This is a genomic window from Gemmiger sp. An50, from assembly GCF_002161595.1.
Taxonomy (GTDB): domain Bacteria; phylum Bacillota; class Clostridia; order Oscillospirales; family Ruminococcaceae; genus Allofournierella.
The window spans coordinates 14,355-38,722 of record NZ_NFID01000023.1; the positions used below are offsets into that span (position 1 = coordinate 14,355).

Below are 24,368 nucleotides of genomic sequence, written 5' to 3' on the forward strand. Positions count from 1 at the left end.
GGAGCGGCGGCTTTTCTCTCTTCTCAAAATCTGCGAAATGCAGAAAAAAGGCCCGCACGGCATTTGCCGTGCGGGCCTTTTTGTGATTCAAAACGCGGAAAATCAGCCGACCAGGCAGGCCGCGCCGATGAGACCGGCGTCGCTGCCCAGGCTGGCAATGCGCACCGGAGGCGTGGGAATGCGCCGACCGGCGAAGGCGTTCTCCTGCACAAACTCGGTGAGGGGCTTGGTGAGCACCTCGCCCTGGGCGCAAACGCCGCCGGAGATCAGCACCACCTGGGGACGGAAGATGTTCACCATGTCGGTGATGGCTTCGCCCAGCCAGAGCAGGTACTGGTCGATGACCGCCTGGGCGGTCTTGTCGCCCGCCTGTGCGGCATCGAAGGGGATCTTGCCGTTCATGTTGGCAAGATCGCCGCCGCACAGCTGGTTCATCATGCTGGCGGGATCAGCCTGGGCGGCGCGCTGAGCCTGACGAATCAGGGCGTTGGCGCTGCAATAGGCCTCGATGCAGCCCTTGCGGCCGCAGGTGCACAGCTCGCCGCCGTGGATCAGCTGGGTGTGGCCCAGCTCCATGCCGCCGGGGCCGCCCTCGAAGACCTTGCCGTCCCACACAACGCCGCCGCCCACGCCGGTGCCCAGAGTGAGCAGTACGGCGCTGGCGCTGCCCTGCGCCGCACCGGCGGCGCATTCGCCCAGCGCCGCGCAGTTGGCGTCGTTGGACATCTTCACCGGCATGCCCAGGGACTCGGTCAGATAGGAGCCCAGGGGCAGGTATTCCCAGTTGGCAAAGTTGTTGGAATAGATGACCTCACCGGTCTCGGCGTTCACGGTGCCGGGGCAGCCCATGCCCACGCCGGCGCAGTCCTCCCGGCTCACGCCGGCCTGCTCCAGTGCCTGCAGGGCCAGGCGGACGATATCATCCGCCACTTCCTTCCAGGGGCGCTGTGCCCCGGTGGGGCAGGAAAGCTTCACCAGAATGTGGTTGTCTGCGTCCACTACGCCTGCCTTGATGTTGGTACCGCCCAGATCAATGCCGATCTTGTAAGGTTTCATCTGCGATCATCCTCCGTTTTGCGTGTTATGTGAGTTTTTGTATCCGCTCAGGCCTCGCCGGTCACCCAGGAAACCAGGGTGGTGGCGCTGCCGGAAAGGGTCCATTCGCCGCTGTTTGCGGGCAGGAACAGGCTGTCGCCCTTCTTGATTTCCAGGGTCTCGCCGCCGCAGGTGAGGGCGCCGCTGCCCTCGGTGACCAGGAAGCTTACAAAGCTCTCCGGCCCGCAGACACCCTTGCCCTCGCCGTTCACCACATCCGCGGTGAAGTACTCACATTTTACCAGATGTCCGTCAAAATTCCAATCCTTTCGGGGAGGAACGCACTGGGTCACCGCCAGCGCCTGGGGTACGTGCAGAGCACGGGGCTTGCCGTCCGCGCCCACGCGGCCGTAGTCGTATACCCGGTAGGTCACGTTAGAATTCTGCTGGATCTCGGCGATCACGATGCCCTTGCAGATGGCATGCAGGGTGCCGGAGGGGATGAAGAACACATCGCCCTTGTGTACCGGCGCGGCGTTCAGCACTTCGGTGAGGGTGTTATCCTGAATGCGGCGCTCGAATTCCTCTTTGCTGATCTCATGGTCAAACCCATAGTACAGGAACGCGCCGGGCTCGCAGTCCAGCACGTACCACATCTCGGTCTTGCCGTACTGGCCCTCGTGCTCCAGAGCATACTCGTTGCTGGGATGCACCTGGATGGACAGGTTATCCTTCGCGTCGATGAACTTGGTCAGGATGGGGAAATTCTCGAACCGCTCACAATTCGCACCCAGCACCCCTTTGCCGTGTTTTTCGATGTACTGGGGCAGAGTCAGGCCTGCGTCCGGCCCGTTCACGATGGTGGAGGGGCCGTCCTTGTGGCAGGAGAGCACCCAGGCCTCGGCCAGGGGGTTCAGCTCGCTCTCGATGCCAAAGTCGGTGCGCAGCTTCTCGCCGCCCCAGATGTAATCCTTGCATTCCGGCTTCAGTTTCAGAATCGCCATATTGTCACACGCTCCTTTTCAGCCTTTACGCCTGCATCATGGCCTTGGCGGCCGCGGCCATCTTTTCGTTGATTTCGTCCGCGGCGGCTTCGCTCTCGCCCACGGCGGACAGGTACACCTTGATCTTGGGCTCGGTGCCGGAGGGGCGCACCATGAACTTGGCCTTGCCCGCCAGACGGAACTCCAGCACGTCGGCCTTGGGCAGGCCGGTGCCCTCGGCGGCGTAGTCCACCAGCTGCTCCACCTCGAGACCGGCGATGGCCTTGGGAGGATTGCTGCGCAGGTCCTTCATCAGCTGCTGCATGGTGTGCATGCCGCTCTCGCCCTCGAAGGCGAAGCTGAGCAGGTCGTTCTTGTACCAGCCGAACTCGTCGTACAGGCCGTTGATGGCGTCCAGCAGAGTCTTGCCCTGCTTGGCGTACCAGGCGGCCGCCTCGCAGATCAGCAGGGTGGCGTTCACCGCGTCCTTATCCCGCACATGGCCGCCGGACAGGTAGCCGTAGCTCTCCTCAAAGCCGAAGATGTAGCGCTCCGGGGTGCCCTCGCTCTCCAGCAGACCGATCTGCTCGCCGATGAACTTGAAGCCGGTCAGGGTGCGGCGCAGCTCCACGCCGTACTTCTCACAAACAGGAGTGGCCATGTCGGTGGAAACGATGGTGGTCACGGCCACGGGAGCAGCAGGCAGAGTGCCCTGGGCCTTGCGGGTGCGGCAGATGTAGTCCAGCAGGATCACGCCCATCTCGTTGCCGGTGATCAGGCGGTAGCCGCCCTTGCCGTCCGGCACAGCGGTGCCGCAGCGGTCGCAGTCCGGGTCGGTGCCCAGCAGCAGATCCGGCTTTACCCGGTCGCACAGCTCCAGGCCCTTCTGCATGGCCTCGCGAATCTCGGGGTTCGGGTAGGGGCAGGTGGGGAAGTTGCCGTCCGGCAGGCGCTGCTCTTCCACCACGTCCACGTGGGTCACGCCCAGCTTTTTCAGCAGCTTTTCCACGCACTCCAGGCCCGCGCCGTTCAGCGGGGTGTAGACCAGCTTCAGGTCCGCCACGCCCTCGCCGCTGCCCACGCGCTGGGCATAGACTGCATCCACAAAGGCGTCCAGGCATTCCTCGGGAATGTAGCGGATGCCGCCTTCCGCCAAAGCGGCGTCAAAGTCCGCCAGCTTCACGTCCTTAAAGCAGTCCACTTTGCTGATCTGGCCCAGAATCAGCTTGGCAGCCTCCAGGGTGATCTGGCAGCCGTCCGCGCCGTATACCTTGTAGCCGTTGTACTTGGCCGGGTTGTGGCTGGCGGTCACGCAGACGCCCGCGCCGCAGCCCAGGTAGCGCACCGCCCAGCTCAGCGCCGGGGTGGGCTCCAGCCGGGGGTACAGCCAGGCGGTGATGCCGTTGGCCGCCAGCACGCGGGCGGTCTCCCGGGCAAACACATCGCTCTTGATGCGGCTGTCGTAGCCGATGGCCACCTGCTTGGGCAGCTCGGTGCCGTTCAGATAGTTGGCCAAGCCCTGGGTGGCCTTGCGGATGTTATAAATGTTCATCCGGTTGCTACCCGCGCCGATCACGCCCCGCAGGCCGCCGGTGCCGAACTCCAGCTCCCGGTAAAACCGGTCCTGGATGCCCTCCTCGTCGCCTGCCTCCTTCAGTGCCGCCAGCTCGGCCGCCACGTCCGCGTCCTCCGTGGCCTTTTCCAGCCAGCGTGCAAACAGCTCCTTGATTTCCATATCGTTCCATCCTTTCGCCGTATTCGGCATTTATTGACTGTTGTTGTTCGCCGCTTCCCGCCAATCCCAGGGAAGCAGCTGCTCCAGCGTGACCACAACGCCTTCCTTCACCAACACCTGGGCGTTTCGGTTTTCCTCGGCCAGCTGGCTCAGAAATTCCCGGCAGCGGCCGCAGGGCGGAAGAACCTTGCCGTCCCAGTTCACCGCCACGATCTTCTCGATCACATGCTCACCCGCCGTGATCATGGCGGCGGCAGCGGCGTGCTCGGCGCAGAAGCCCATGGAGCAGCCGGTGTCGATGCAGACGCCCCGGTATACGTTGCCGTCTTTCGTCAAAATTGCAGCGCCCACGCCGCCGGACTCCGCCCAGGGCGAAAGCCGCTTGGGCGCCAGGACGGCCCGGGCCTGCTCGTACAGTTCCTCAAATTCCATAAGTGCTCACTCCTCCCGGCCGATGTCGTAAACGCTGCGGCAGTGAAGGCCGCGGGTGTGGCCGGACAGGATGCGAATCCGTTTGGTTCCGGCGTTCATGTCGAAGTAGTTGTCGTCCAGCAGCAGGGTCTCGGCCTCGTTCTGAATCTCCACGCCCCGGGCGTAGGCGTCGGCATGAACGGTGAGCCATTCGCCCTCCAGGGTGCAGCGCAGATTCGGCTGCCGGTATTGGAAGTACTTGGGCAGCGACAGGATGACCGTGCCCTCCGAGAGGATGCGGCCTTCCTGCTCGGCCTCGTAGCTGATGTACTGGTGGTGCTCCTCCAGCTCGGGCAGCTCCACCCGGTCCAGCCACAGGGCGCTCAGGGGCTGAACGGTGACCTGCTGCTCCTCCCGGCGCAGCACCGAGCCGTCCGCCTCCCGCAGGGCCCAGCGCACCGTGACGGTCTGGGCGCTGCGGGTCTCGTTGGACAGATTCAGCCGGAAGGTTTTGCGGGGCGCAAAATGCTGCCAGTTCATGGGGTTGGGATCGGTGAGCCAGCCCTCCTCCTCGCAGGAGAGCAGCACCGGCGCGAAGAACCGCTTGGCCGCGTAGTGCAGCGCCTTCCAGCGGCCGGTGTAGTCGATGGAGGACCAGGAGGCCACGGGCCAGCAGTCGTTCAGCTGCCAGTAGACCGCGCCCATGCAGCGGCCACGGTTGCGGCGGAAGTGCTCCACCCCGTAGCGGATGGCATCCATCTGCAGCATCTGAGAAGCATACAACAGCGTCTCAAACCGGTTGGGGTACCGGTAGGTCTGCTGCAGGTAGTTCAGAATCTTGCCGTTGGCCGCGCCGTTGCGCTGGTGGCGCTCCATCACATAGGAAAAGACGTTCCGGTCCTCCGGCAGGGTGAAGGTGTCCACCGTGGCCTTGCAGGGGAAGGACTGGAAGCCGAATTCCGACACATAGCGGAAGAAGAATTTCCGGTATTCCGAGAAGGGCTTGTTGCCGTGCCACACGTCCCAGTAATGCACGTCGCCCCGGTCCGGGGAGTTGGGGTCGTCAAAGGAGCCGCCGGAGGAGGGGCTGGCCGGCCAGTAGAAGCGGTCCGGGTCCAGCTGGCGGAGCATCTGGGGCAGAATGCGCTCGAACAGAATCAGATAATCCCGCACCTGCCATTCTTCGTCCACCCACTGTCGGCTTTGGGTGAACATCTCCATCTCGTTGTTGCCGCACCACAGAGCCAGGCTGGCGTGGTGGCGCAGGCGGCGGATGTTATCGGCAAATTCCGCCCGGATGGTGGCCTCGAAGGAGTCGGTCAGCTGGTACATGCCGCAGGCGAACATAAAGTCCTGCCAGACCATAAGGCCCAGCTCGTCGCAGCAGTCGAAGAACCAGTCCTCCGGGTAGTAGCCGCCGCCCCAGACCCGGACCAGATTGAAGTTGGCCGCCTTGCAGTCCTCCAGCAGGCGGCGGGTGCGCTCGGCGCTGGTGCGGCCCAGCAGGTGGTCCTCCGGGATGTAGTCCGCGCCCATGGCGAAGACCTCCACCCCGTTCACCTGATGGGCGAAGCTTTCGCCGTACTGGTCTTTCTTGCGGCTCACCGTGAGGGTGCGCAGGCCGATGCGCTTTTCCCAGGCGTCGGCCGGGCAGCCGCCGTCCAGCAGCTCCACCCGCAGCCGGTACAGCGGCTGTTCGCCCAGGCCGTTGGGCCACCAGAGCCGGGGATTCGGCACCGGGATGGTGGGGCAGTTTTCGCCCTGGAACAGGCATTCGCCCTCCGGGCTGTACAAAAACGCCCGGTATTCCGGCAGATTGCCCTGCTCGTTTTTCACGGTCAGGTTCAGCTCCACCAGGTTCTCGCTGTGGCGCTGGCGCACCAGCACATCGCTCAGGCGCTGTGCACCGGCAGCCACCAGGACCACCGGCCGGAACAGACCGGCGTCCGGCAGATGTGCGCCCCAGTCCCAGCCGAACATGCAGTGGGCCTTGCGCAGATGAACAAAGCCGTTCATGGCGTCCTCCGCGCCCCGCACCGGCGATTGGGCGAAGGCGTCGCGGATGTACTTGAGGGGAGAGGCCAGCTTCACCAGCAGCTGGTTGCCCCGGGGCAGCGCGCTGCCGGTGATCTCGAACTCCCAGGTGCGGTGCATGTTGTCGGTCCGGCCCAGAAGCTGGCCGTTCAGGGTGATCTCGCCCAGGGTGTCCACGCCCTCGAACCGCAGCAGCAGCCGGGGGGCGGTTTCGTATCCGGCGGTCAGGTCGAACTCCAGCCGGTATTCGTAGTCCTGCTCCATGAGGGGGAGCAGGGTTTCCGCATTGTCTCGCCAGTAGGGGTCGGGGATGCGGCCGTTCTCATACAGGGTGGTGTAAACGGTGCCGGGCACCCGGGCGGGCTGCCAGTCCGGCTGTCCGGCGGTATGCAGCTGCCAGCCCTCGGTCAGCATCTGTTCTTTGCGCATCATGCCCGGTCCTCCGTTTCGCTCAGAAGGATCGCGCCGCTCTTTGCCTGCAGCGCCAGGGTGCTGGCCTGCAGCGTTGCCGCGCCGGGCAGGGTGGTCTTGTGCAGGCTCCAGCCCTCTTCCAGCGTCAGCTCCACGGGCTGGCCGGAGAAGTTCATCACCGAGACAAGCTTCTGGCCGGGCATGCTGCGGCGGCAGAGAAGCACCTGCGGCGCAGGACACTCGATCTGGCAGTCGCCCTGGGCCAGCACCGGCAGTTCAGCGCGCAGGTGGGCCAGGCCGGACAGATAATGGAACAGGGAATCCGGGTCCTTTTGCTGGGCCTCGGCGCAGGGGACGGACTGGGGCTGCCAGCCGATCCAGGGCCGGGCGGTGGAAAAGCCGCCCCATTCCGCATCGCTCCAGTACATGGTGTTGCGGGAGTGGTCCCGGCTGGCTTTGTTCAGCGCCCGCAGGCATTCCTCTTCGGGCTTGTTTTCCTGCTTGGCCTTGTGGTAGGCAATCACGCCCTGGATGTCCCGGGCGTCGTCGATGCTGTGGCAGACGTAGTTGTCCATGCCGATTTCATCCCCAAAATAGATGAAGGGATAGGCCCGGAAGGTCATGAGCAGGGTGAACAGATTGCGGGCCTGGGCCTCGTCGAAGCCGAAGCGGCTGGGGAAGCGGGGCATGTCGTGGCTGCCGAAAAAGATGGTGGGCAGGTGCTCGCCGGTGTACTCCCGGGCCATCCGGCCCAGCTCAGCGGTGAAGGCGTCGAAGTCAAAATGCTCCATGCTGCCCAGATTGAAATTGAAGGTGGTGTCCAGCAGGTCGTCGTCCGCATAGGGGCGGATCACGTCCAGCTTGTCCGAGCTGATCTCACCCACCAGGAAGATGTTCCCCCGGCGCTTCACGTGGGTGCGCAGATCCCGCATGAACTGCCGGATGCCCGGCTGGTTCACGTCGTACTGATGAATCTGCTCGCCGTCCGGCCCGGTGGGGTTGTCGGTCATGCAATCGGTCAGGGAAAGGTTGTTGATCACATCCAGACGGAAACCGTCCACACCCAGGTCCATCCAGAAATCCAGCATGCGGAACATGGCCTGCTTCACTTCCGGGTTGGCCCAGTTCAGGTCCGCCTGCTCCTTGGCGAAGGAGTGGTAGTAGTACATGCCGGTGGCCTCGTCCAGCTCCCAGGCCTTTTCGCCGAAGAAGGATTCCCAGTTGTTGGGCTCGGCCCCGTTCACCGGCTCCTTCCAGATGTACCAGTCCCGCTTGGGGTTGGTGCGGCTGGAGCGGGATTCCTTGAACCAGGCATGCTCGGTGGAGGTGTGGTTCATCACCACGTCCGCCAGCACCCGGATGCCCAGCGCATGGGCCTGCTGGACAAATGCGCGGAAATCCTCCAGGGTGCCGTAGTCCGGGTCCACGTTTTCGTAGTCGGAAACGTCGTAGCCCTGGTCCACCTTGGGGGACGGATAAAAGGGCGTGAGCCACACGCAGCCCACGCCCAGCTGTTTCAGGTATTCCAATTTGGAGCGGATGCCGATAAAATCGCCGATTCCGTCACCGTTGCCGTCGCAGAAGCTCGGCATGTAGATCTGATAAAAAACGGTGTGCTTCCACCATTGATTCATAAGGGTTCCTCATTTCGTTGATCGTCTCACACGGACTCCCGTTCCACGATCGTAACGCTCAGTGCAAGCTTCACCGGGATTTCGTCCGGGTGGGCGATACGGTGCAGCAGGCGCTCCACTGCCTTTTGCCCCATCAGCTTTTTCTGCACATGAACCGTTGTGAGGGGGGGCGTGACCATGCGGCCAGCCTCGATGTCGTCGAAGCCCGCGACGCCCACGTCCTCAGGGACCGAGATCCCGTTCTTTTGTAAGGTCTGCATCAGCAGGATGGCCAGCTCGTCGTTGGAGCAGACCAGCGCCTCCGGCTTTTCCGGGATTTCCCGGAAGAGCTTTAGAATGTGCGCGTCATCCTGCTTAATTACATAGTTTTCGATATGGCCGCAGGCGGAAAAGCGCTCCAGATAATCCACCGATTCCCGGAAGCCCTTCAGCTTCAGATGGTCCTGCAGGGCCTTGAGCACGCCCAGAAAGCGGTCGCGGGTGCTGGGGGTGTACTCCCGGTCGCCGAAAAAGCCGATGCGGGTATAGCCCCGGCGGATCAGCTCCACGGTCATGCGGTAGGCGCCGAAATAGTTGTCGGATACGATGCAGTCCAGCTGGTGCACATTGGACTGGTGGTCCGCCAGCACGATGGGAATGCCGTATTCCATCAGCCGAGCCAGGAAATTATCGTCGATGGAGCCCACCACGATCACGCCGGACACCCGGTTTTCCTGTACGCTGGCGGGTACTTCCTCGGCCTCAAAGGAGCTGATGATCACATCGTAGCCGTCCTTTTTGGCGGCCTCCTCGATGCCCAGCAGAATGCGGCCGTAAAACCGGAAATCCCGGAAAAAGCGGTGGCGCAGCAGCACGCAGATGTTTTTGCTGCCCGGGGTGCGGGTCGGTTTGGCCTGCTTGATCTCATAGCCGATATTCTGGGCGACTTCCATCACCTGTCGGCGGGTCTCGTCGCTCACGCCGGGCCGGTCCTTCAGGGCCAGCGAGACAGCGTTCACCGACAGACCCAATTGGTCGGCGATATCCTTCATGGTTGCAGTTTTCCGTTTCATGTTGCCTCACCGCTTTCTTGCTTCATTGATTCACTTTATTTTATCACATTTCCCTGCATATTTGTAGTGGATGATTCAATTTACTCCACGGGAAACTGCGTCTGTTTTTACTTTAAAAACAATGTTTGTAAAGGAAAGGCCGGCAGCCTGAGCGGCTGCCGGCCCGAAAGAATGGACGAAAGGCGGTCAAACCGTTTCCATCGCGTCGAAAATGTCCTGCAGGGGAATGTCTACCCGGCAGATCTTGTCGTCGGCTGCGCCGTAGTAGATCACCACGTCGCCGCCCTCCAGCAGGCAGCCGCAGGTGAACACCACGTTGCCGAAGAAGCCGTTGCGCTCGTACTCGGCCTCGGGCTGCAGGATGGGCTCGCGGGTGCGGGCCAGGATACGGGAGGGGTCATCCTTGTCCAGCAGGAAGGCGCCCAGGCAGTACCGGTTGTTCCGGTCAGCCGCGTGGTAGATCTTCACCCAGCCCTTCTCGGTGAGGAAGGGCACCGCGCCGCCGCCGATGCGGCCGTTGTCCCAGCGCTCGCTGTCCTTGGACAGGCCGCAGAAGTGCTTCTGCTCGCCCCAGTGGATCAGGTCGGGGGACTTGGCCAGCCACATTTCCGGGCCGCCGATGGCGCTGGGCACCGGGCGGTTGAAGGCCATGTACATGCCGCCGATCTTATCGGGGAAGATGGTCACATCCTTGTTTTCCGGCGCGAAGATCACGCCGTGGCGGGTGAACTGCTCAAAGTCCCGGGTGCTGATCAGCGAGGTGGCGGGGCCGTTGGGGGTCACCGAGGTGTAGTTGATGTAGTACACATCGCCGATCTGGGTGATGCGGGGGTCCTCCATGCCCCAGGATTCCTCCTCGGAGCTGGGCAGGATGGAGGGCTGGTCGGCGATCTCGAAGTGTACGCCGTCGGTGCTGCGGGCCACCCGCAGGTGGGACAGAGAGGTCAGGTTCACGATCTTGCCCCGGGCCGCGCCGGAGCGGTGGATCTCGCGGGAGTCGGAGAAGTCCAGCTCGGGATGCTCGCTCTTCACGAAGGTGATCACGTCGATCTGGTCGGTGCCGTTGTTGTTGACCACCACGGGCACGCGGACTTCGTCCTCGCTGGTGCCCACGGCGGACTCGGCCACACGGCACAGCAGGATGACCTGGTCATTGTAGCGTGCAACGCCGCAGTTGAACACGCCCTCCACCTTGAAGTCCGGACGGCTGGGCTTTACGTCGGAAGGACAGATCAGCGGATTTTTTTCACAACGTTTGATGTTCATAAAAGGATACCCCTTTCGGTAGTTACTTCAGCATGAAGCTGATGCCCTCTTTGAAGTATTTCGAGAAGCACAGGAACAGGATGATGATGGGCAGAGTCAGGATCACAGACGCTGCGTACATGGGACCGGGGAAGGCGCCCATGGGCTTGAACTGGGTGGAGATCAACACGTTCAGGGTCTGCATCTTGATGTCGGGAGAGATCAGCATGTCCCACATCAGCTCGCTCCAGCGCTGCATGAAGATGGACAGGAACACGATGGTGCTCACCGACTTGGTGACCGGCAGGGCGATGCTCCACAGAATGCGCAGATCGCCGGCGCCGTCGATGCGGGCCGCCTCAAACACCGCGCCGGGCACGGTCTTGAAGTAGTTGATGTACATGAAGATGGCCCAGATGGAGATACACATGGGGATGATCATACCCGCGTAGGTGTTGGCCAGAGACTTGGCGATCATGTAGCGGGGGACCAGCAGGATGATGGTGGGGAAGAACATCTGGAACAAAAGGGAGTCCATGATGAACTTCTCGCCCCGGAAGCCCAGCTTGGACAGGGTGTAGCCCATGGCCAGGCCGATGGCAACCGAGATCACCGCAGTGGGCAGAGAAACCAGCAGAGAGTTCAGCAGAGCGCGAATCCACATCATGGAGTTGGTGGCGCCGCCCTTGCCGATCAGGTATTCATAGCTGCGCAGGGTCAGATCGGTGGGAACAAGGGTCTTGTCCACCATGTCCCAGGGCTGGAGCGACTGCACCACCATGTAGTAGAAGGGGAACAGCGAGATCGCCAGCAGGATCAGCGTGACCGCCATGATCAGGACGGTCTTCACAGTGACTTTCTTTTTCATCGTCAAAGGTCCTCCTTAAAAGCCGAACCGCTTGTTGAGCTTATCCGACACAAAGTTCACGATGCGCAGGGTCACGAAGATCTGCACCGCGCTGGCAATGGCCATGGCCGCGCCGTAGCCGGACTGGAAGCGGGTAAAGGACGTGTTGTAGATCTCCAGCTGCCAGGTGGTGGTGGAGAGGTTGGGGCCGCCGCCGGTGAGCAGGAAGGGCTCGGTGTAGATGCCGAACGCCAGGCCGGTGGCCAGCACCAGAACGGTGGTAAGGGTGGGCATGATCATGGGCAGGGTGACGTGGATCAGCTTGTGCAGGCCGGTGGAGCCGTCCAGCGCGGCGGCCTCGTTCACGTCGGTGCCGATGCTCTCGATACCGGACAGGATGAACAGCGCGTAGTAGCCGGACATCTTCCACACCACGATGCCCACCATCACGCCGAAGGCGTAGCGCTCATCGGTGAGCCAGTTGATGGTCAGGTCGAAATTGTTGCGCAGAAACTCGTTGAAGATGGAGTTGTAGTTAAAGAAGTATTTGACCACAACGGAAGTGGCAACGCCGGAGGTGAGGTAGGGGATAAAGAACAGCACCGCAACGATGCCTTTGATCTTATCCGGCAGTTTGGAGACCAGCAGCGCGATCACCAGGCCGAAGAAGAAGCACAGCAGCACCACCGGCAGTAGGTACCGGTAAGAGTTGATAAATGCGGCCTGAACCTTGGGATCGGAGAAAAGGTCAAGGAAATTCTTTGCCCCCACGAAGGTCTTGTCCTTGGACATCAGGTTCCAGTCCATCATGGACAGCCAGAACGCCCAGATCAGGGGCAGTAAAAAGAACACCAGCGAATACAGCAGGTAAGGCGCGTTGAGCGCCCAGCCCACCAGTTCGCGGCGGCGGTTGGTCGCGTTGTTTTTCTTCATCATGCAACACTCCTGTTCAAAAAAATGCGGGGCCGCGCAATGCCTTCAAACGGCTCGCGCGGCCCCGCACAAAAGGTACGATTACTCCAGGCCGCCAGCGGTCTTCATGGCTTCCATGGCCGCATCCACGTAGCTGGATGCGTCGGGGGCATTGCCCGCCTCAGCCTGCATCACGTCGTTCATGTAGGGACCGGTGCAGGTTTCGGTGAAGGCAGTCCAGATGTCGGCGTCCTTATCGGTGGCCAGGCCAGGGATGGAGTAGGGAACCCACTGGGCCAGAGCAGCCAGCTCGGGGTACTCTTCCATGATGGCGGTAAAGGTCTCGTTGGTGTTCAGGTCGCCGCGGACGGGCAGCATGGTGGTGGCTTCCAGCCACTCCAGATCGGACTGAGCGGAATTTTCAGCGTTGTAGACCCACTTTACGAATTCCACGGCGCCCAGGTGCTCCTCCTCGGAGATGTTGTCGGCCTTGTAGAAGGCCAGGCCCTTGGAGTCAGCGTAGTTGTAGGGCTTGTCGCCGGCGTTGTTCACGAAAGCGGGGCCGTAGACGTAGTCCTCACCGTAAACCACGTTGTTCTCGCGGTACAGGGAGATCTCCCAGGGAGCGTTGATGGAAACCAGCACGGAGGGCTGCTCCTCCAGCCAGATGCTGGACAGTTCGCCCTGCTGGATGGTGTTGCCGAAGGTGCCGATCACTTCCATCGCCTGGATGGCAGCGTCACGGTCCATGGTCAGCTTGTTGCCTTCCACGATGCTCTTGCCGCCGGACACGCCGTTGTAGATCATCATGAAGTCGAACCAGCGATCCCAGTACTGGTCGGGACGGGTCAGAGAGGGACGGTAGAAGGAATGGGTCACGCCAACCTCGGCAAGGGCGTCCTTGCCCGCGGCGAAGGCCTTCATGACCTCGGTGAACTCGGCCACGGTCTCGGGAGCCTTATCGTAGCCCAGAGCCTGCAGGCCCTTCATGTTCCACTGCCAGACCATGGGGTTCACGTACAGGGGCAGAACGTACTGCTTGCCGTCGATGGCCCAGGCGTTCATGGTCTCGCCCATGGCGCGGGATTCCACCACGTCGTTGAACCATTCCTCGCTGGACAGATCGTACACCACGTCGGAAGCAGCCAGGGTGGCGGCGAAGCCGCGGTTCACGTTCTCGGACACGGCGGGAGCGGTGCCGGTGGCGATGGCATTCTGGATGCCAGCCTCAGAAGAAGGAGTTTCGGGCATCTGCTGCACCTTCACGGTAACGGTCTTGCCGTTCACCTGAGTGCCGGTGGCGTTGAATGCCTGTGCACGGGATTCCCACAGATTGTACTGTACCTGCTGGGGAGCGGTCCAGAAATCCACCACGATGCTGTCGCCGCTCGCGGCGGTGGAGCCGGACGCGCTGCTGGAGCCGCCGCAACCTACCAGAGAAACGGCTGCCATGGTTGCCGCCATGAGCAAGGCGGCGCACTGTTTGATTTTCACGTTGTTTTCCTCCTTAGAATTTTTATTTCAAAGAGCCGTCGTTGTTGAACCGGCTCTTATCAAACGGTTTGGAAGGGATCGTCGATGGTGATCATGTGGCCCTCGGCGTCGCTTACGCCGCAGTACAGCCGGGCTTTGTCGCCCTCCAGCCGCACAAGGCCGCCGCTGAAGATCACGTCCTCCAGGTCGGGGCGCTTGCTGGGGCCGTCCTGGAAGTTGCACCGCATGGCGATGATCTTCATGGGGCTGTATTCGCCGGTGCTCCAGTCGAACACAAAGGCCGCGGAATGGTAGTGCCGGTCGCCCTTTTCATCGTAGCGGGCGATGTGGGCCAGAACGCCCACCTTGCTGCCGCCCAGAGCGTGCAGCTCGTTGGCGCCGCCCCACTCCTCGGGCAGGAACTGCTGCTCCAGAATGGTGGCCTGCTCGATGTGGGCGATGTCCAGCTGGGAGAGATCGTCCAGGATGATCCAGCCGATCTTGCCCCGGCCGCCCACGGCGCCCTGGGGACGGGTCATCACCAGCACCCGGCCGTCCGCCAGCTGGTGCAGGCGGATGTCCTTCATCCGGTCCGGGCCGTGGGTGAAGCGCTGAAGGCCTGCCAGATGCTCGCCTTTATAGAAAACGGTGCGGTAGTTCAGCTGGCCGGGGTTTTCCTCGTCGTCGAAAACCTCCACGCCGCCCACCACCAGCTGGCCGTCGATGCGGCACACGAAGGGGTCCTGCAGATCCAGGCGGGGCAGGGCGTCGTCTGCGGTCCACTCATAACCGCTGCCCTTGAAAAACACCACCTGGGAATATTCGCTGTCCCGGCTTTCCACCCGGCCGGCGATGTACTGGGCGCCGCCGTCCTCGAAAGGTGCGGTGATGTTGTAAACGTCCTTGTTTTCGCCTGCGCCGTAAAAATGGAGACGGCTGGCCGCGTCCTTTTCGTTCCGCTGGCCGAATTCTTCCACCAGGTCCAAGCAGCGGCGAAGGGTTTGGGTGTTTTCCATGTAAAAGCCCCCTTGTGTTCTGTACCTTTTTCACATTTTCGAGTGAATTCAACTTGATTTTGTGTTTGAGATTCACTTGTTTTGCTGGTCTTAGGGTACTGTATTTTCAAGTGAAAGTCAAGCAAGTACTTGAATTTTCATCGTTTTGACGCATTACATAACTTGAATTTGTGCAATTGAACAACGGAAAACCATATTTTTCAAGTAAATAGCCGATTTTTTAACGAAGAGGGCACTGGAAAGAAATGGTGGAAAAACCAAGGAGACAAGCGGTTTTATGCGGGAAAAGACCGGCTGAGCCGTGGAAAGGAGTGAAAGAAAAACGGGAAATAATGAGAAAATGAGCAGCTTGATTTGATAAAGTTAATAATCGTCAATTTCAATTAGAATAAATTGAAAAGATTGGGGTATCTGTCAATGGATATGTTCCCCTGCGCGCGCTACACTATACAGGAAGGCGGAAAACGCTCGAAATCAAGCAAAGTGAGGGATTTGAACATGAAAAGCGCGGTTTTTTATGGCAGGCATGATCTTCGCATCGAGGAAAGCCCGACGCCCCGGCTGGGACCACAGGATGTGCTGATCCAGGTGAAGGCCTGCGGCGTATGCGGTACCGACGTACATATTTATGAAGGCGACAAGGGCGCGGCCCAGGTGACGCCGCCCACCATTCTGGGCCACGAGTTTGCCGGCCTGGTGGTACAGGTGGGCGAGCAGGTGACAAACTGCCAGGTAGGGGACCGGGTCTGCGTGGACCCCAACTGCTACTGCGGCAGCTGCGCGCCCTGCCGCAACGGCACGGCCCATTTCTGCGAGCACATGATCGGCTACGGCACCACGGTGAACGGCGGCTTTGCGGAATACTGCGCGGTGAACCAGCGCCAGGTCTACAAGCTGGGGGAAAACACCACCTATGCCCAGGGCGCCATGGCGGAGCCGGTGGCCTGCTGTTTGCACGGCATCGACCTGTGCCGCATCCAGCCGGGACACCAGGTGGTGGTGATCGGCGGCGGCATGATCGGCCTGCTGATGCTGCAGCTGGCTCGGCAGGCGGGCGCGGCCAAGGTCGCCCTGATCGAGCCGGTGGCCGCCAAGCGGGAGACCGGCCTGCAGCTGGGGGCGGATGTGTGCATCGACCCCATGAACGAGGATGTGAACGAATGCCTGGCCCGGGCTGGTTTCACCTGGGTGAACACTGTGATCGAATGTGTGGGCCGCACCGAGACCATCCGGCAGGCGATCCAGATCGCGGGGCCCAAGGCGGTGGTGATGATGTTCGGCCTCACCAAGCCGGATGACGAGATTCCCCTCAAGCCCTTCGAGGTGTTCCAGAAGGAACTGGAGATCACCGCGTCCTTCATCAATCCCTATACCCAGGCCCGGGCGCTGGCGCTGATCGATTCCGGCCGTCTGGATGTGAGCAGCATGGTCTGCCCGCCCTGCGGACTGGACCAGCTGCAGGCCATCCTGGCCGACCCGCAGCTGCGGACTCGGGGCAAATACATCATCTGCCCGGAGCTGTGACCGGGCAAACAAAAAAGCAGAGCCGTCAGGCTCTGCTTTTTTTGTGAGAAAGCGGTATTTATTATAAGGAATTATAAGGGGCGGATGAGCACCGCGCCCTTGCCCGCATTTTTTACCTCATAGAGGACCTGGTCCGCCGTGCGGTAGAGCTCGGAGAATTCCCGGGGCAGCTGACCGTACACGCCCCCGATGGAAACAGCGGACCCGGCGGCGGGCCAATGCTTTTGGGTGAGGGCCCGATAGTTCTGGACTACGCTGTTCAGCTTGCGCTCCAGCACGCCCAGATCCCGGGGTGCGGAGAAAAATACCCCGAACTCATCGCCGCCCAGCCGGAACAAAATGTCGGTGCGGCGGAAGGTGTGGGTGAGCAGGGCCGCGAACTCATGCAGCGCCCGATCGCCCTGCTGGTGGCCGTACAGATCGTTCACCAGCTTGAAATTGTCCAGATCCAGGATAGCGAACAGGTAGCCGCCGCTGCTTTGCATGGCGGTTTCAATGCGGGTCTGGCCCGCCTTGCGGTTGTAAAGACCGGTGAGGGGGTCCTTGTCCGCGGCCTTTTCCAGGTCCTTTTTGGCGTTGACCTGAGCGGAGATGTCCACCAGTACGCTGATAATGGCCTCGCGGCCGTTGTCGGCGACGGTTTTCCGGCCGATGTCGTGGACCCACATGTCGGAGCCGTCCCGGCGCTTCATCCGGTACTGCACCTCGTACTGGTCCCCCTTGGACAGGGCCTGCATCACCACCATCTTCACGAACTCTCGGTCATCCGGGTGGATGCTGTTGATCACCAGGCCCTGAATCTCGCGGGAGAATTCCTCGTAGCTCTGGTAACCGGCCATCTGCAGCATCCGGTCGTTGGCCACGTACAGCGGGAAGCCCTCCTCCACATAGCCGCCCACCACGCCGCCGGGCATGACCTGTACCAGGATCTCGATCAGCTCCTTCTGGGTGCTGCGGTTGATCTGCTCCGCGCCCTGCAAAACGAAGGACAGCGGGAAGAACTCGCCCTCCTCCTGGGTGCGGCTGGCCTCCGAGGCGTGCATGGTGTCGAAAAACCAGCTGCCGTCCTCCTCCTGATGCACACCGGCGGTCAGGCGGATGCGGTAGGTCACGTGCAGCCCGTGCTCGGGCTGGTCCAGCCCCAGGCGCACGCTGCAAAAGCAGTCCCAGCAGGAGGGGGCCCGCTGGTTCTGGGCATAATCCTCGATCTGATAGCTCATGGGCCAGGGCAGGACCTGGAGCTCCTCCAGCAAAAGGCGGCGGAACTGCTCCTTGCCCACGGCCACCTCGCCTTCGCCGGTCCCCACGCTGAGAAATCCGGGAGAGAGCAGCTCCAGCGTTCCTTCCGGGTCCCGCAGCTGGAAGTACCGGCGGCAGAATTCATTCAGCCAGGCATAGACCTGGCCGTTTGGCACAGTGTTGTTGGTCATTGCTCCTCCTTTTCCGGTTTTTCCGGGGCGGCTTCCGCCTCCTTGGACACCAGGCTGTACACGTCCTCCAGCTCCATGGGACAGTAATAGTAGAAGCCCTGGATCATGTCACAGCCGCATTCCCGGATGATGCCGTCCTGGGCCCAGGTCTCCACGCCCTCCATGCACACCTTTTTGCCGAACCGGTGGCAGGCGTACACGATGCTGGAAATGAAGTTCATCTTGTCCTCCGAGGCGACCATCTCCAGCAGCAGCGAACGGTCCAGCTTGATGATGCTGGAGGGATATTGCAGCAGCATGCGCAGCGAGGAATACCCGCTGCCGAAATCGTCCAGCGCGATGCCGATGTCCAGCTCGCGGCAGGCATCCACAAAGCGCATCAGCTGCTCAGGACGCTCGTCCATGGAGCTCTCGGTCATCTCCGCCACCAGATTGCTGCCGCTCACCCGGTATTTTTCCAGAGTGGCGCGCATGAAGTCGGTGAACTGATCGTCGGACAGCTGCTGCAGGCTCATGTTGAAGGTGAGGTAGAATTCCGGCATACAGGCCGCAAGGCGCATGCAGTTGCAGGCGGCCTGCTCAAAGACCCACCGGCCCGCCAGCTGGATCAGGTTCCCCTTTTCCAGCAGCGGGATGAAGACGGCGGGGGAAATGTCCTGCCCCTGGAAGGTCCAGCGCAGCAAAACCTCGCCGCCCACCACCTGGCCGGTCTGGACCGAGACCACCGGCTGGATCACGATGCGGAAATTCTCCATGCCTCGCAGCACGTCGCGGCTCAGAGCCAGGGCAATGTTGGACATGTTCCGAATCTTTTCGCTGTTTTCCTGGGAATCTACCACGAACAGCTGTTTGGAATCCTGCTTGGCCACCTTGATGAGCGAGACCATGTTCTCCACGAAATCCGAGGGGGTCAGCCGGGCCTTGGGGCATTCCATCAGCGCGAAGGAGCAGGGGTGGTGCACCGAAAGCCCCACGCTCTTGTAGCCGTTCTCCACGATCTCGCGGATCTGGTGCACCAGCTCCTCCCGGCTCTCGGCACAGGCCGGGTCCACCAGAGCCATGTACCGCATGCCCTCCAGCCGGTAGAAGGACATCTTGTCCATCAGATTTTTCATCAGCTCATCGGCGATATTGCTCACCAGATGGTCGCTGGAGGTGCGGCCGCGGGCGTTGTTCAGCTCGGTGATGCTGTTCAAGCTGAAGCCGATGGCAAGGCATTGCCGCCCGGCCTGGCGCAGCTGCTCCACCCGGCTGAACATGGCGGTGGCCCGGGGAAAGTTGGTCACCGGGTCCACCACGAAGTCGTCGTCCTGATGGGTGACGCGGCCGGCGAAAAACAAAGGCTGGGTCTTGTCCTCGTTCCATTTTAAAAGGCCGAAGCAGCGAATCCAGATGGTCTTGCCCGCGGCGTTGCGGATCTGGTAGCGCAGATCGTGCACCGTGCGCTTTTCCAGCAGCATGGTCTGGATCTGGCGGCGGTACATGTCCCGGTACTGGGGCGAGGGGATGCGCTTGGCCCATTCCTTCAAAAGACCCGGCACCACATTGCTGCGGAAGCCGAATTCGTCCCGCATGTTGTCGGAAATATAGAAAAGGTCCTTGGCCATGTCGCCGAAATAGAAGTAGCCCACCGTGTTCTGCTGGGAGATGGACTGGAACAGAAACTCCATGTCATGGTAGGTGGAGGCCAGGAAGTGGTAGAACAGGCTGCCCTTATCCTGCACGGCGCTCTCCTGCCGGCGGTCGCTTTTGCGCCGGTCGATGCCGGGGATGGAACCGTTGATGCGGTAGTAATCCCGCTTGTCCTGATACATGACCTGGTCGGCCCGGCAGATCAGGTCGTCCAGATCGAAGGGGGGCTGATCGGACCAGGCATAGCCCACCGCCATGTGATGCTGGTCCTGCTGGATGCGATGGCGCAGCGCCTGCACGTTCTCCTCAAAACGCTCCCGGGAAAAATCCCCGAACAGGGCCACAAACTCGTCGCCGCCGGAGCGGTAGATCCAGGGCGTTTGCAGAGTCTCCTGCAAAAGACTTACGCAGTGACGGATCAGCCGGTCGCCCGCGTCGTGCCCCATGGAGTCGTTGGTCTGCTTGAGGCTGGTGATGTCGCAGTAGACCACGCCCAGCTGCTTCAGGCTGCCCAGCCGGGCGCCCTGCTCGAACATGGCGTTCATGGCGTTGCGGTTGTAAAGGTTGGTGAGCGGGTCGTGGTAGCTCAGGGCATGCAGACGGCGCAGCAGGTCCCGGCGGCTGAGCAGCGAGGCCACAAAGCGGCCCACCACGTTGATGATGGGCGCGAGCATGCCCATCATTTCCCGGTTGGGATTGTCCACCCCAAGGAAACCGGTCACCTTGCCCTCGCTGCTCACCGGGCCCGCCGCCAAAGTGTTCACGTTCTGGGGCTTGAGCATGGCGTAAACCATGGGGTACTGGGCGCGGATGTCCTCCAGGTCCCGGATCAGGATCACCTCGTCCCGGGAGAATACCTGCATCCACCAGTCAATGCTGGACAGCGGCACCTTTTGCAGGATGTCCTTCTGGGGCTCGACTCCTTCCCGGCACCATTCGTAGGTGTTGTCCACCCGCTCGTCGGAGTCGATCTCGAACACATAGGCCCGGTCGCACTGGAAGGTCCGGCCCAGATAGCTCAGCAGCAGCTCCAGCGCATCGTTCGGATGGGTGGTGGAAAACATCTGCCGCATGCACTCGTTCAGAATGGTCTCGCTGCGGGCGTAGTAATAAGGTGTGTTGCACACGACCTCGGCGTCCACATCCACGGCTACCTCGATCCGGTAGCTGCGGCCCTGGTCGGTGAGCAGACTGTCCTTGACCAGATAGCGCTTGTTGAAGACCGGGTTTTTGTGGACCCAGGAAAGAAACTGCCCCTCCTTCAGCTGCTGGTTGTTGCAGAACGCGCAGGGGCGCGCGCTGCCCTGCAGCACTTCGTAGCAGAGCTTGCCCATGTAGTCCTCCGGGCGCTGGTAGCCCAGCGATTCCCGCATTCTGCGGTTCATGTAGACCAGCTGGTGCGTTTGGGTATCCGAGATGTAGACGAACTCGTCCATCTCCTCAAAAAAGCGTTGCAGATGCTCCATCATAATGCATCGGTTCTCCCCTCTGTGCTTCCGGCGGCCCTGCCGCCCGATCCCTGTCTTTTTGATTATATCACAAAAAAATGCCCGGCTGTGTACCAGCCGGGACGGGAAAGAAAAGAAAATGCGGCGCATTTTGCGCCGCCTGCCAAAAGAGGCGGGTGCAGGTCCATTTCGGACTGCCCCGCCTCTTTCAGGCTTTGCGCGCCGGGGATCGTTTCCCGGGGCAGGGGGAGAAAAGCCCCGGGTGGGGAGGAGATCAGCGGCGCTTGAAGAAGAACCACAGTCCAATTGCGCCGCAGGCGCATGCTCCGGCCGCACCGGCCAGCACGAGGGCGGCCTTGGGGCGGCGCACACCGCCGGAGGAGAAATCGGCGGAGGAGTCATTGGACGGGGTCGGCGTGGGGGAGGGCTGCTCCGTGGGCCGCGCTGTGGGAACGGCCGTGGGTGCCGCCGAGGGAGAGGCGGAGGGAGCTGCCGTGGGCTGTGCGGTGGGCCGCGCCGGGCGGATCACCGCAGTGCTGGGGGGAATTGTGGCCGCAGGCGCGGGAGTGGCCGGTGCGGAAGTCGGACCGGCAGGAGCCGCAGTGGGCTGTACCGCAGGAGCCGCAGTGGGCTGCGCTGCGGGAACAGCGGTAGGCTTCGCCGAGGGAACAGCGGTAGGCTTCGCCGAGGGAACAGCGGTAGGCTTCGCCGAGGGAACAGCGGTGGGCTTCGCCGTGGGAACAGCGGTGGGCTTCGCCGTGGGAACAGCGGTGGGCTTCGCCGTGGGAACAGCGGTAGGCTTCGCCGTGGGAACAGCGGTAGGCTTCGCCGAGGGAACGGCGGTGGGCTTCGCCGTGGGAACAGCAGTAGGTTCCGCCGTGGGAACAGCAGTGGGTTCCGCGGTGGGAACGGCCGTGGGTTCCGCGGTGGGAACCGCTGTCGGTTCGGCCGTGGGCTGTGCGGTGGGGGCCGCAGCCTCGAAGACCGTGAAGGAGAAGCTGGCGCTCATGCCCTGGTAGGTCACGGTGGCCTGCCGGGTCCCGGGCTGGCTGGCGTCAAAGCCGGTCAGAGTGTATTCTCCGGCGGCCAGCTCTTTGGGGCCGGAGAGGTAGTTGGCAAACACCCGCAGCCCCTGCGTGGAGACCGAGTCCCCCAGGCGGTAGGAGGTGAGAGCGGGCGGTGTGACCGACAGGGACAGCAGCGCATCGGCTGAGTCGGGACCGTTGAACCGTACCATGGCCTTGCCGTCCATCCGGTAGGCGGTGAACAGCCGGTCGCCGAACACCGTCAGGCTGGCGCTGTCGCCGCCCTTGTCCACCCGGTCGCCCACCGGGGTGAGAGCGCCGTCCTTCAGTTGGTAGGCCCGCAGGTCCTTGGCGGAAGCGCCGTTTGGAGCGGCCAGCAGGAAGGCGGTGTCTGCGCCAAAGGCCAGCCGGGGTTCATGGGCCGCCTTGTCCAGCCGGGCCAGCTCTTTCCAGGAATCGCCGTCCAGCTGCTTTACCACCGGGGCGTCGCCGCCCAGAGCGGCCAAAAGTCCGCCGCTGCCGGCGGCCAGGTCATAGGAGGAGGCGCTGCCCGGGCTCGGCAGCCGGGAAAAGCCGCCGTCCTGCACCTGATAGACCAGAAGATCGTCGTTGTTGGTCACATCCCGGAAGGCCAGATACACCTGGCCCTGCCCGGTCACTGCGGCCTTCGGGTTGCCGAACATCCGGCCGGATGCGCAGAAGCCCTGGCGGCTGAGACCGCTGCTGGTGATGGTGGCATAGCCCGCCTGGGCGTAGCCGCGGGTCACATAGGCAAGATGCAGGGTTCCGCCCTGGGCGGTGAGGGCATAGTCATCCACGTCCGGCAGGCTGCCCAGAGACTTCCAGGCGCCGTCCGCCAGCATGGAGAGGTACAGCGCGCCGTCGCTGGCGCGCCAGGCCACCACCGGAGCATCGCGCAGGCTGGTCAGAGTCACCCGGTCAAAGCCGCCTGCCTGGGTGAGGGGCTCCCCGGTCACCGGGGCCCAGCCCGGGTCCGCAAAGGCATAAAGCTGCAGCTGGTCGCCGGTGTAGGGCAGGTCATATCCGGCGGCCATGATCTGGCCCCGGATCGGCCCCTGGGCCAGCGCCGCGCCGGTGTGGGCGGGGAACTGGGCATCCTGCCAGAGAACCTGAGGGTCCGCCTCGGGGATGGTGACCGAGAAGGTCATGGTTCCGCTTTGGGCAGAGGAGACATCCGAGATCACGATGCCGGAGTTGGTGCCGTCCGAGAAGGTGAGCGCGCCCTGGGCCAGCCCGGCGTTCGGGTCCGCGCTGCCAATGGAGGTGCGCCCGCTCTCGGCGGAGAGGAAGGCGTTGCCCACGGTGGCCCGCTCGCTGCCCTCCACGTAGCCGCTTTGGCCCGGCTGGGGGCGGAACACATACACGCCGGTGGAGCCGAAATAGTTGCTCAGGCTGTCCACCGTGGTGTCCACCCGGTAGACGATGAGACCGGTGCCGCCGATGCGTGCGTCCAGCGTGTCCTCGCTCTGCTGGGCGTTCTGGCGGCGCATCTCCACCACAAAGACCTCATAGGGATTGCGCTTTGAGCGGATCACATAGGCCTGATTGCCCGCTTCGCCGGGGGCGCTGACGGAAATGCTCTGGGCCGAAGCAGTCAGCTTGGGCAGCTGGCACCAGCCGGTGAAATGAGACCGCAGATAGGCCAGCGGCCAGCTCAGATACCGGGAAGAGAAGGCCATGATGTCCCAGGTGCCCACCGGAACCGAGCCGTCCCGGGCGTACAGGTCCGGATAGCCCAGCGTGTGCAGAAATTCGTGGCAGATCAGCCCGGAGCCGTCCGCCTGGGCGGAGTCCAGCAGCCGGTCGGTGTTCAGCATGTTGTAGTCCGCCACCTCCTTGCCGCTGTAGCGCAGGCCCGCGGGGAGGGTGTTCTGATGGGGATACAGCGAGGGCGGCGAGCCGGTGGCGTTGTCCGCCTTGCCCAAGAGCACCACGCTCAGGTTGTCGATGCAGCCGTCGCCGTCGTAATCCAGGGTCTGGCCCTGCAGCTCGGGCAGCTGGCGCACCAGCTCGGTGAGAATCGAGGAATCCATGCTGCTGCTCTGGGCCTGCTGGCGGGTGAAGGGCAGCTCACAGGCGGTCAGGGTCTTGCCGTCCCACTGGGGGAAGAGGTTGTGCACCCGGAACTGGCCGCCGGAGATGGTGTTCATGTACTGCCGGAAGGAGCGGCCCTGTTCGCCGTCGTAAAGCTCCATCAGCGCCTGCGCCCGGCTCTTGCCCGGCTGGGACGAGGGGGCGTTGAAGTAGTCCTTGTCCGGCTCGTCGCGGAAATAGGCGAACAGCACCAGGTTGGCAAAGTCCCGGGGCTGCCGGTCCTCCGCCCGGGCGGGCAGAAGAAGGGCGCCGGTGGGCGCAAGACAAAGCACCAGAGTGAGCAGGGCGGCGATACAGCGTTTGATCATGGGGGAGTCCTCCGTTTACAGGGATGAAAACACGGCAGGGGGAGCCGCGGCAAGGGAAATGTGGCTTTATTATACGAAGCCGATGGGAAAAAGAAAAG

16 protein-coding genes are annotated in these 24,368 nt (G+C 62.4%); 1 reads left to right on the top strand and 15 read right to left on the bottom strand.

Annotation, left to right across the window (positions count from 1 at the left end; all coding sequences use genetic code 11):
• Positions 1 to 102: 102 nt before the first annotated feature.
• The 12 genes from B5G03_RS15925 to B5G03_RS15980 all read right to left on the bottom strand — a co-directional run bounded on the left by B5G03_RS15925 (position 103) and on the right by B5G03_RS15980 (position 14,788).
• The gene (locus B5G03_RS15925) at positions 103 to 1,056 is read right to left on the bottom strand and encodes an ROK family protein (RefSeq protein WP_087182653.1); all 954 of its coding nucleotides are present in this window, start codon (positions 1,054 to 1,056) and stop codon (positions 103 to 105) included.
• A gap of 47 nt (positions 1,057 to 1,103) precedes the next feature.
• Complete coding sequence (locus B5G03_RS15930) at positions 1,104 to 2,039, bottom strand: type I phosphomannose isomerase catalytic subunit (RefSeq protein WP_087182654.1); 936 nt, start codon at positions 2,037 to 2,039, stop codon at positions 1,104 to 1,106.
• 25 nt (positions 2,040 to 2,064) lie between these two features.
• Positions 2,065 to 3,753: a phospho-sugar mutase gene (locus B5G03_RS15935; protein WP_087182655.1), complete on the bottom strand. Its 1,689-nt coding sequence runs from the start codon at positions 3,751 to 3,753 to the stop codon at positions 2,065 to 2,067.
• Positions 3,754 to 3,783: 30 nt separating this feature from the next.
• Entirely contained in the window at positions 3,784 to 4,185 is a 402-nt protein-coding gene (locus tag B5G03_RS15940; RefSeq protein ID WP_087182656.1) for a cytidine deaminase family protein, read from the bottom strand.
• 6 nt (positions 4,186 to 4,191) lie between these two features.
• Entirely contained in the window at positions 4,192 to 6,630 is a 2,439-nt protein-coding gene (locus B5G03_RS15945; RefSeq protein WP_343286913.1) for a beta-mannosidase, read from the bottom strand.
• Positions 6,627 to 8,243, bottom strand: coding sequence for an alpha-glucosidase (locus tag B5G03_RS15950; protein WP_087182657.1), 1,617 nt, complete (start codon positions 8,241 to 8,243; stop codon positions 6,627 to 6,629). The genes B5G03_RS15945 and B5G03_RS15950 overlap by 4 nt, the downstream gene beginning before the upstream one ends.
• 26 nt (positions 8,244 to 8,269) lie before the next feature.
• Positions 8,270 to 9,295 (bottom strand): LacI family DNA-binding transcriptional regulator, encoded by a 1,026-nt coding sequence (locus tag B5G03_RS15955; protein WP_087182658.1) that lies wholly within the window; start codon positions 9,293 to 9,295, stop codon positions 8,270 to 8,272.
• Between the two features lie 186 nt (positions 9,296 to 9,481).
• Entirely contained in the window at positions 9,482 to 10,561 is a 1,080-nt protein-coding gene (locus B5G03_RS15960) for a glycoside hydrolase family 130 protein (RefSeq protein ID WP_087182659.1), read from the bottom strand.
• Positions 10,562 to 10,583: 22 nt separating this feature from the next.
• Positions 10,584 to 11,408, bottom strand: a complete 825-nt coding sequence (locus B5G03_RS15965) for a carbohydrate ABC transporter permease (RefSeq protein ID WP_087182660.1) — start codon at positions 11,406 to 11,408, stop codon at positions 10,584 to 10,586.
• Between the two features lie 15 nt (positions 11,409 to 11,423).
• Positions 11,424 to 12,323: a carbohydrate ABC transporter permease gene (locus B5G03_RS15970; protein ID WP_087182661.1), complete on the bottom strand. Its 900-nt coding sequence runs from the start codon at positions 12,321 to 12,323 to the stop codon at positions 11,424 to 11,426.
• 78 nt (positions 12,324 to 12,401) lie between these two features.
• Positions 12,402 to 13,793, bottom strand: a complete 1,392-nt coding sequence (locus B5G03_RS15975; RefSeq protein ID WP_087182662.1) for an ABC transporter substrate-binding protein — start codon at positions 13,791 to 13,793, stop codon at positions 12,402 to 12,404.
• Between the two features lie 59 nt (positions 13,794 to 13,852).
• Positions 13,853 to 14,788, bottom strand: a complete 936-nt coding sequence (locus B5G03_RS15980; RefSeq protein ID WP_087182663.1) for a DUF1861 family protein — start codon at positions 14,786 to 14,788, stop codon at positions 13,853 to 13,855.
• A gap of 498 nt (positions 14,789 to 15,286) precedes the next feature.
• Between B5G03_RS15980 and B5G03_RS15985 the strand changes: the two genes are divergently transcribed.
• Positions 15,287 to 16,312, top strand: coding sequence for a zinc-dependent alcohol dehydrogenase family protein (locus B5G03_RS15985; RefSeq protein ID WP_087182664.1), 1,026 nt, complete (start codon positions 15,287 to 15,289; stop codon positions 16,310 to 16,312).
• 71 nt (positions 16,313 to 16,383) lie between these two features.
• On the opposite strand, the gene B5G03_RS15990 is transcribed toward B5G03_RS15985, so the two are convergent.
• The 3 genes from B5G03_RS15990 to B5G03_RS16000 all read right to left on the bottom strand — a co-directional run bounded on the left by B5G03_RS15990 (position 16,384) and on the right by B5G03_RS16000 (position 24,270).
• Positions 16,384 to 17,742: a sensor domain-containing diguanylate cyclase gene (locus B5G03_RS15990; RefSeq protein WP_087182665.1), complete on the bottom strand. Its 1,359-nt coding sequence runs from the start codon at positions 17,740 to 17,742 to the stop codon at positions 16,384 to 16,386.
• Positions 17,739 to 20,843 carry an EAL domain-containing protein gene (locus B5G03_RS15995; RefSeq protein ID WP_162613440.1) on the bottom strand — a complete coding sequence of 1,035 codons (3,105 nt, stop codon included), beginning with the start codon at positions 20,841 to 20,843 and terminating at the stop codon, positions 17,739 to 17,741. The genes B5G03_RS15990 and B5G03_RS15995 overlap by 4 nt, the downstream gene beginning before the upstream one ends.
• 253 nt (positions 20,844 to 21,096) lie before the next feature.
• Positions 21,097 to 24,270 (bottom strand): bacterial Ig-like domain-containing protein, encoded by a 3,174-nt coding sequence (locus tag B5G03_RS16000; protein WP_087182667.1) that lies wholly within the window; start codon positions 24,268 to 24,270, stop codon positions 21,097 to 21,099.
• Between the last annotated feature and the right edge of the window lie 98 nt (positions 24,271 to 24,368).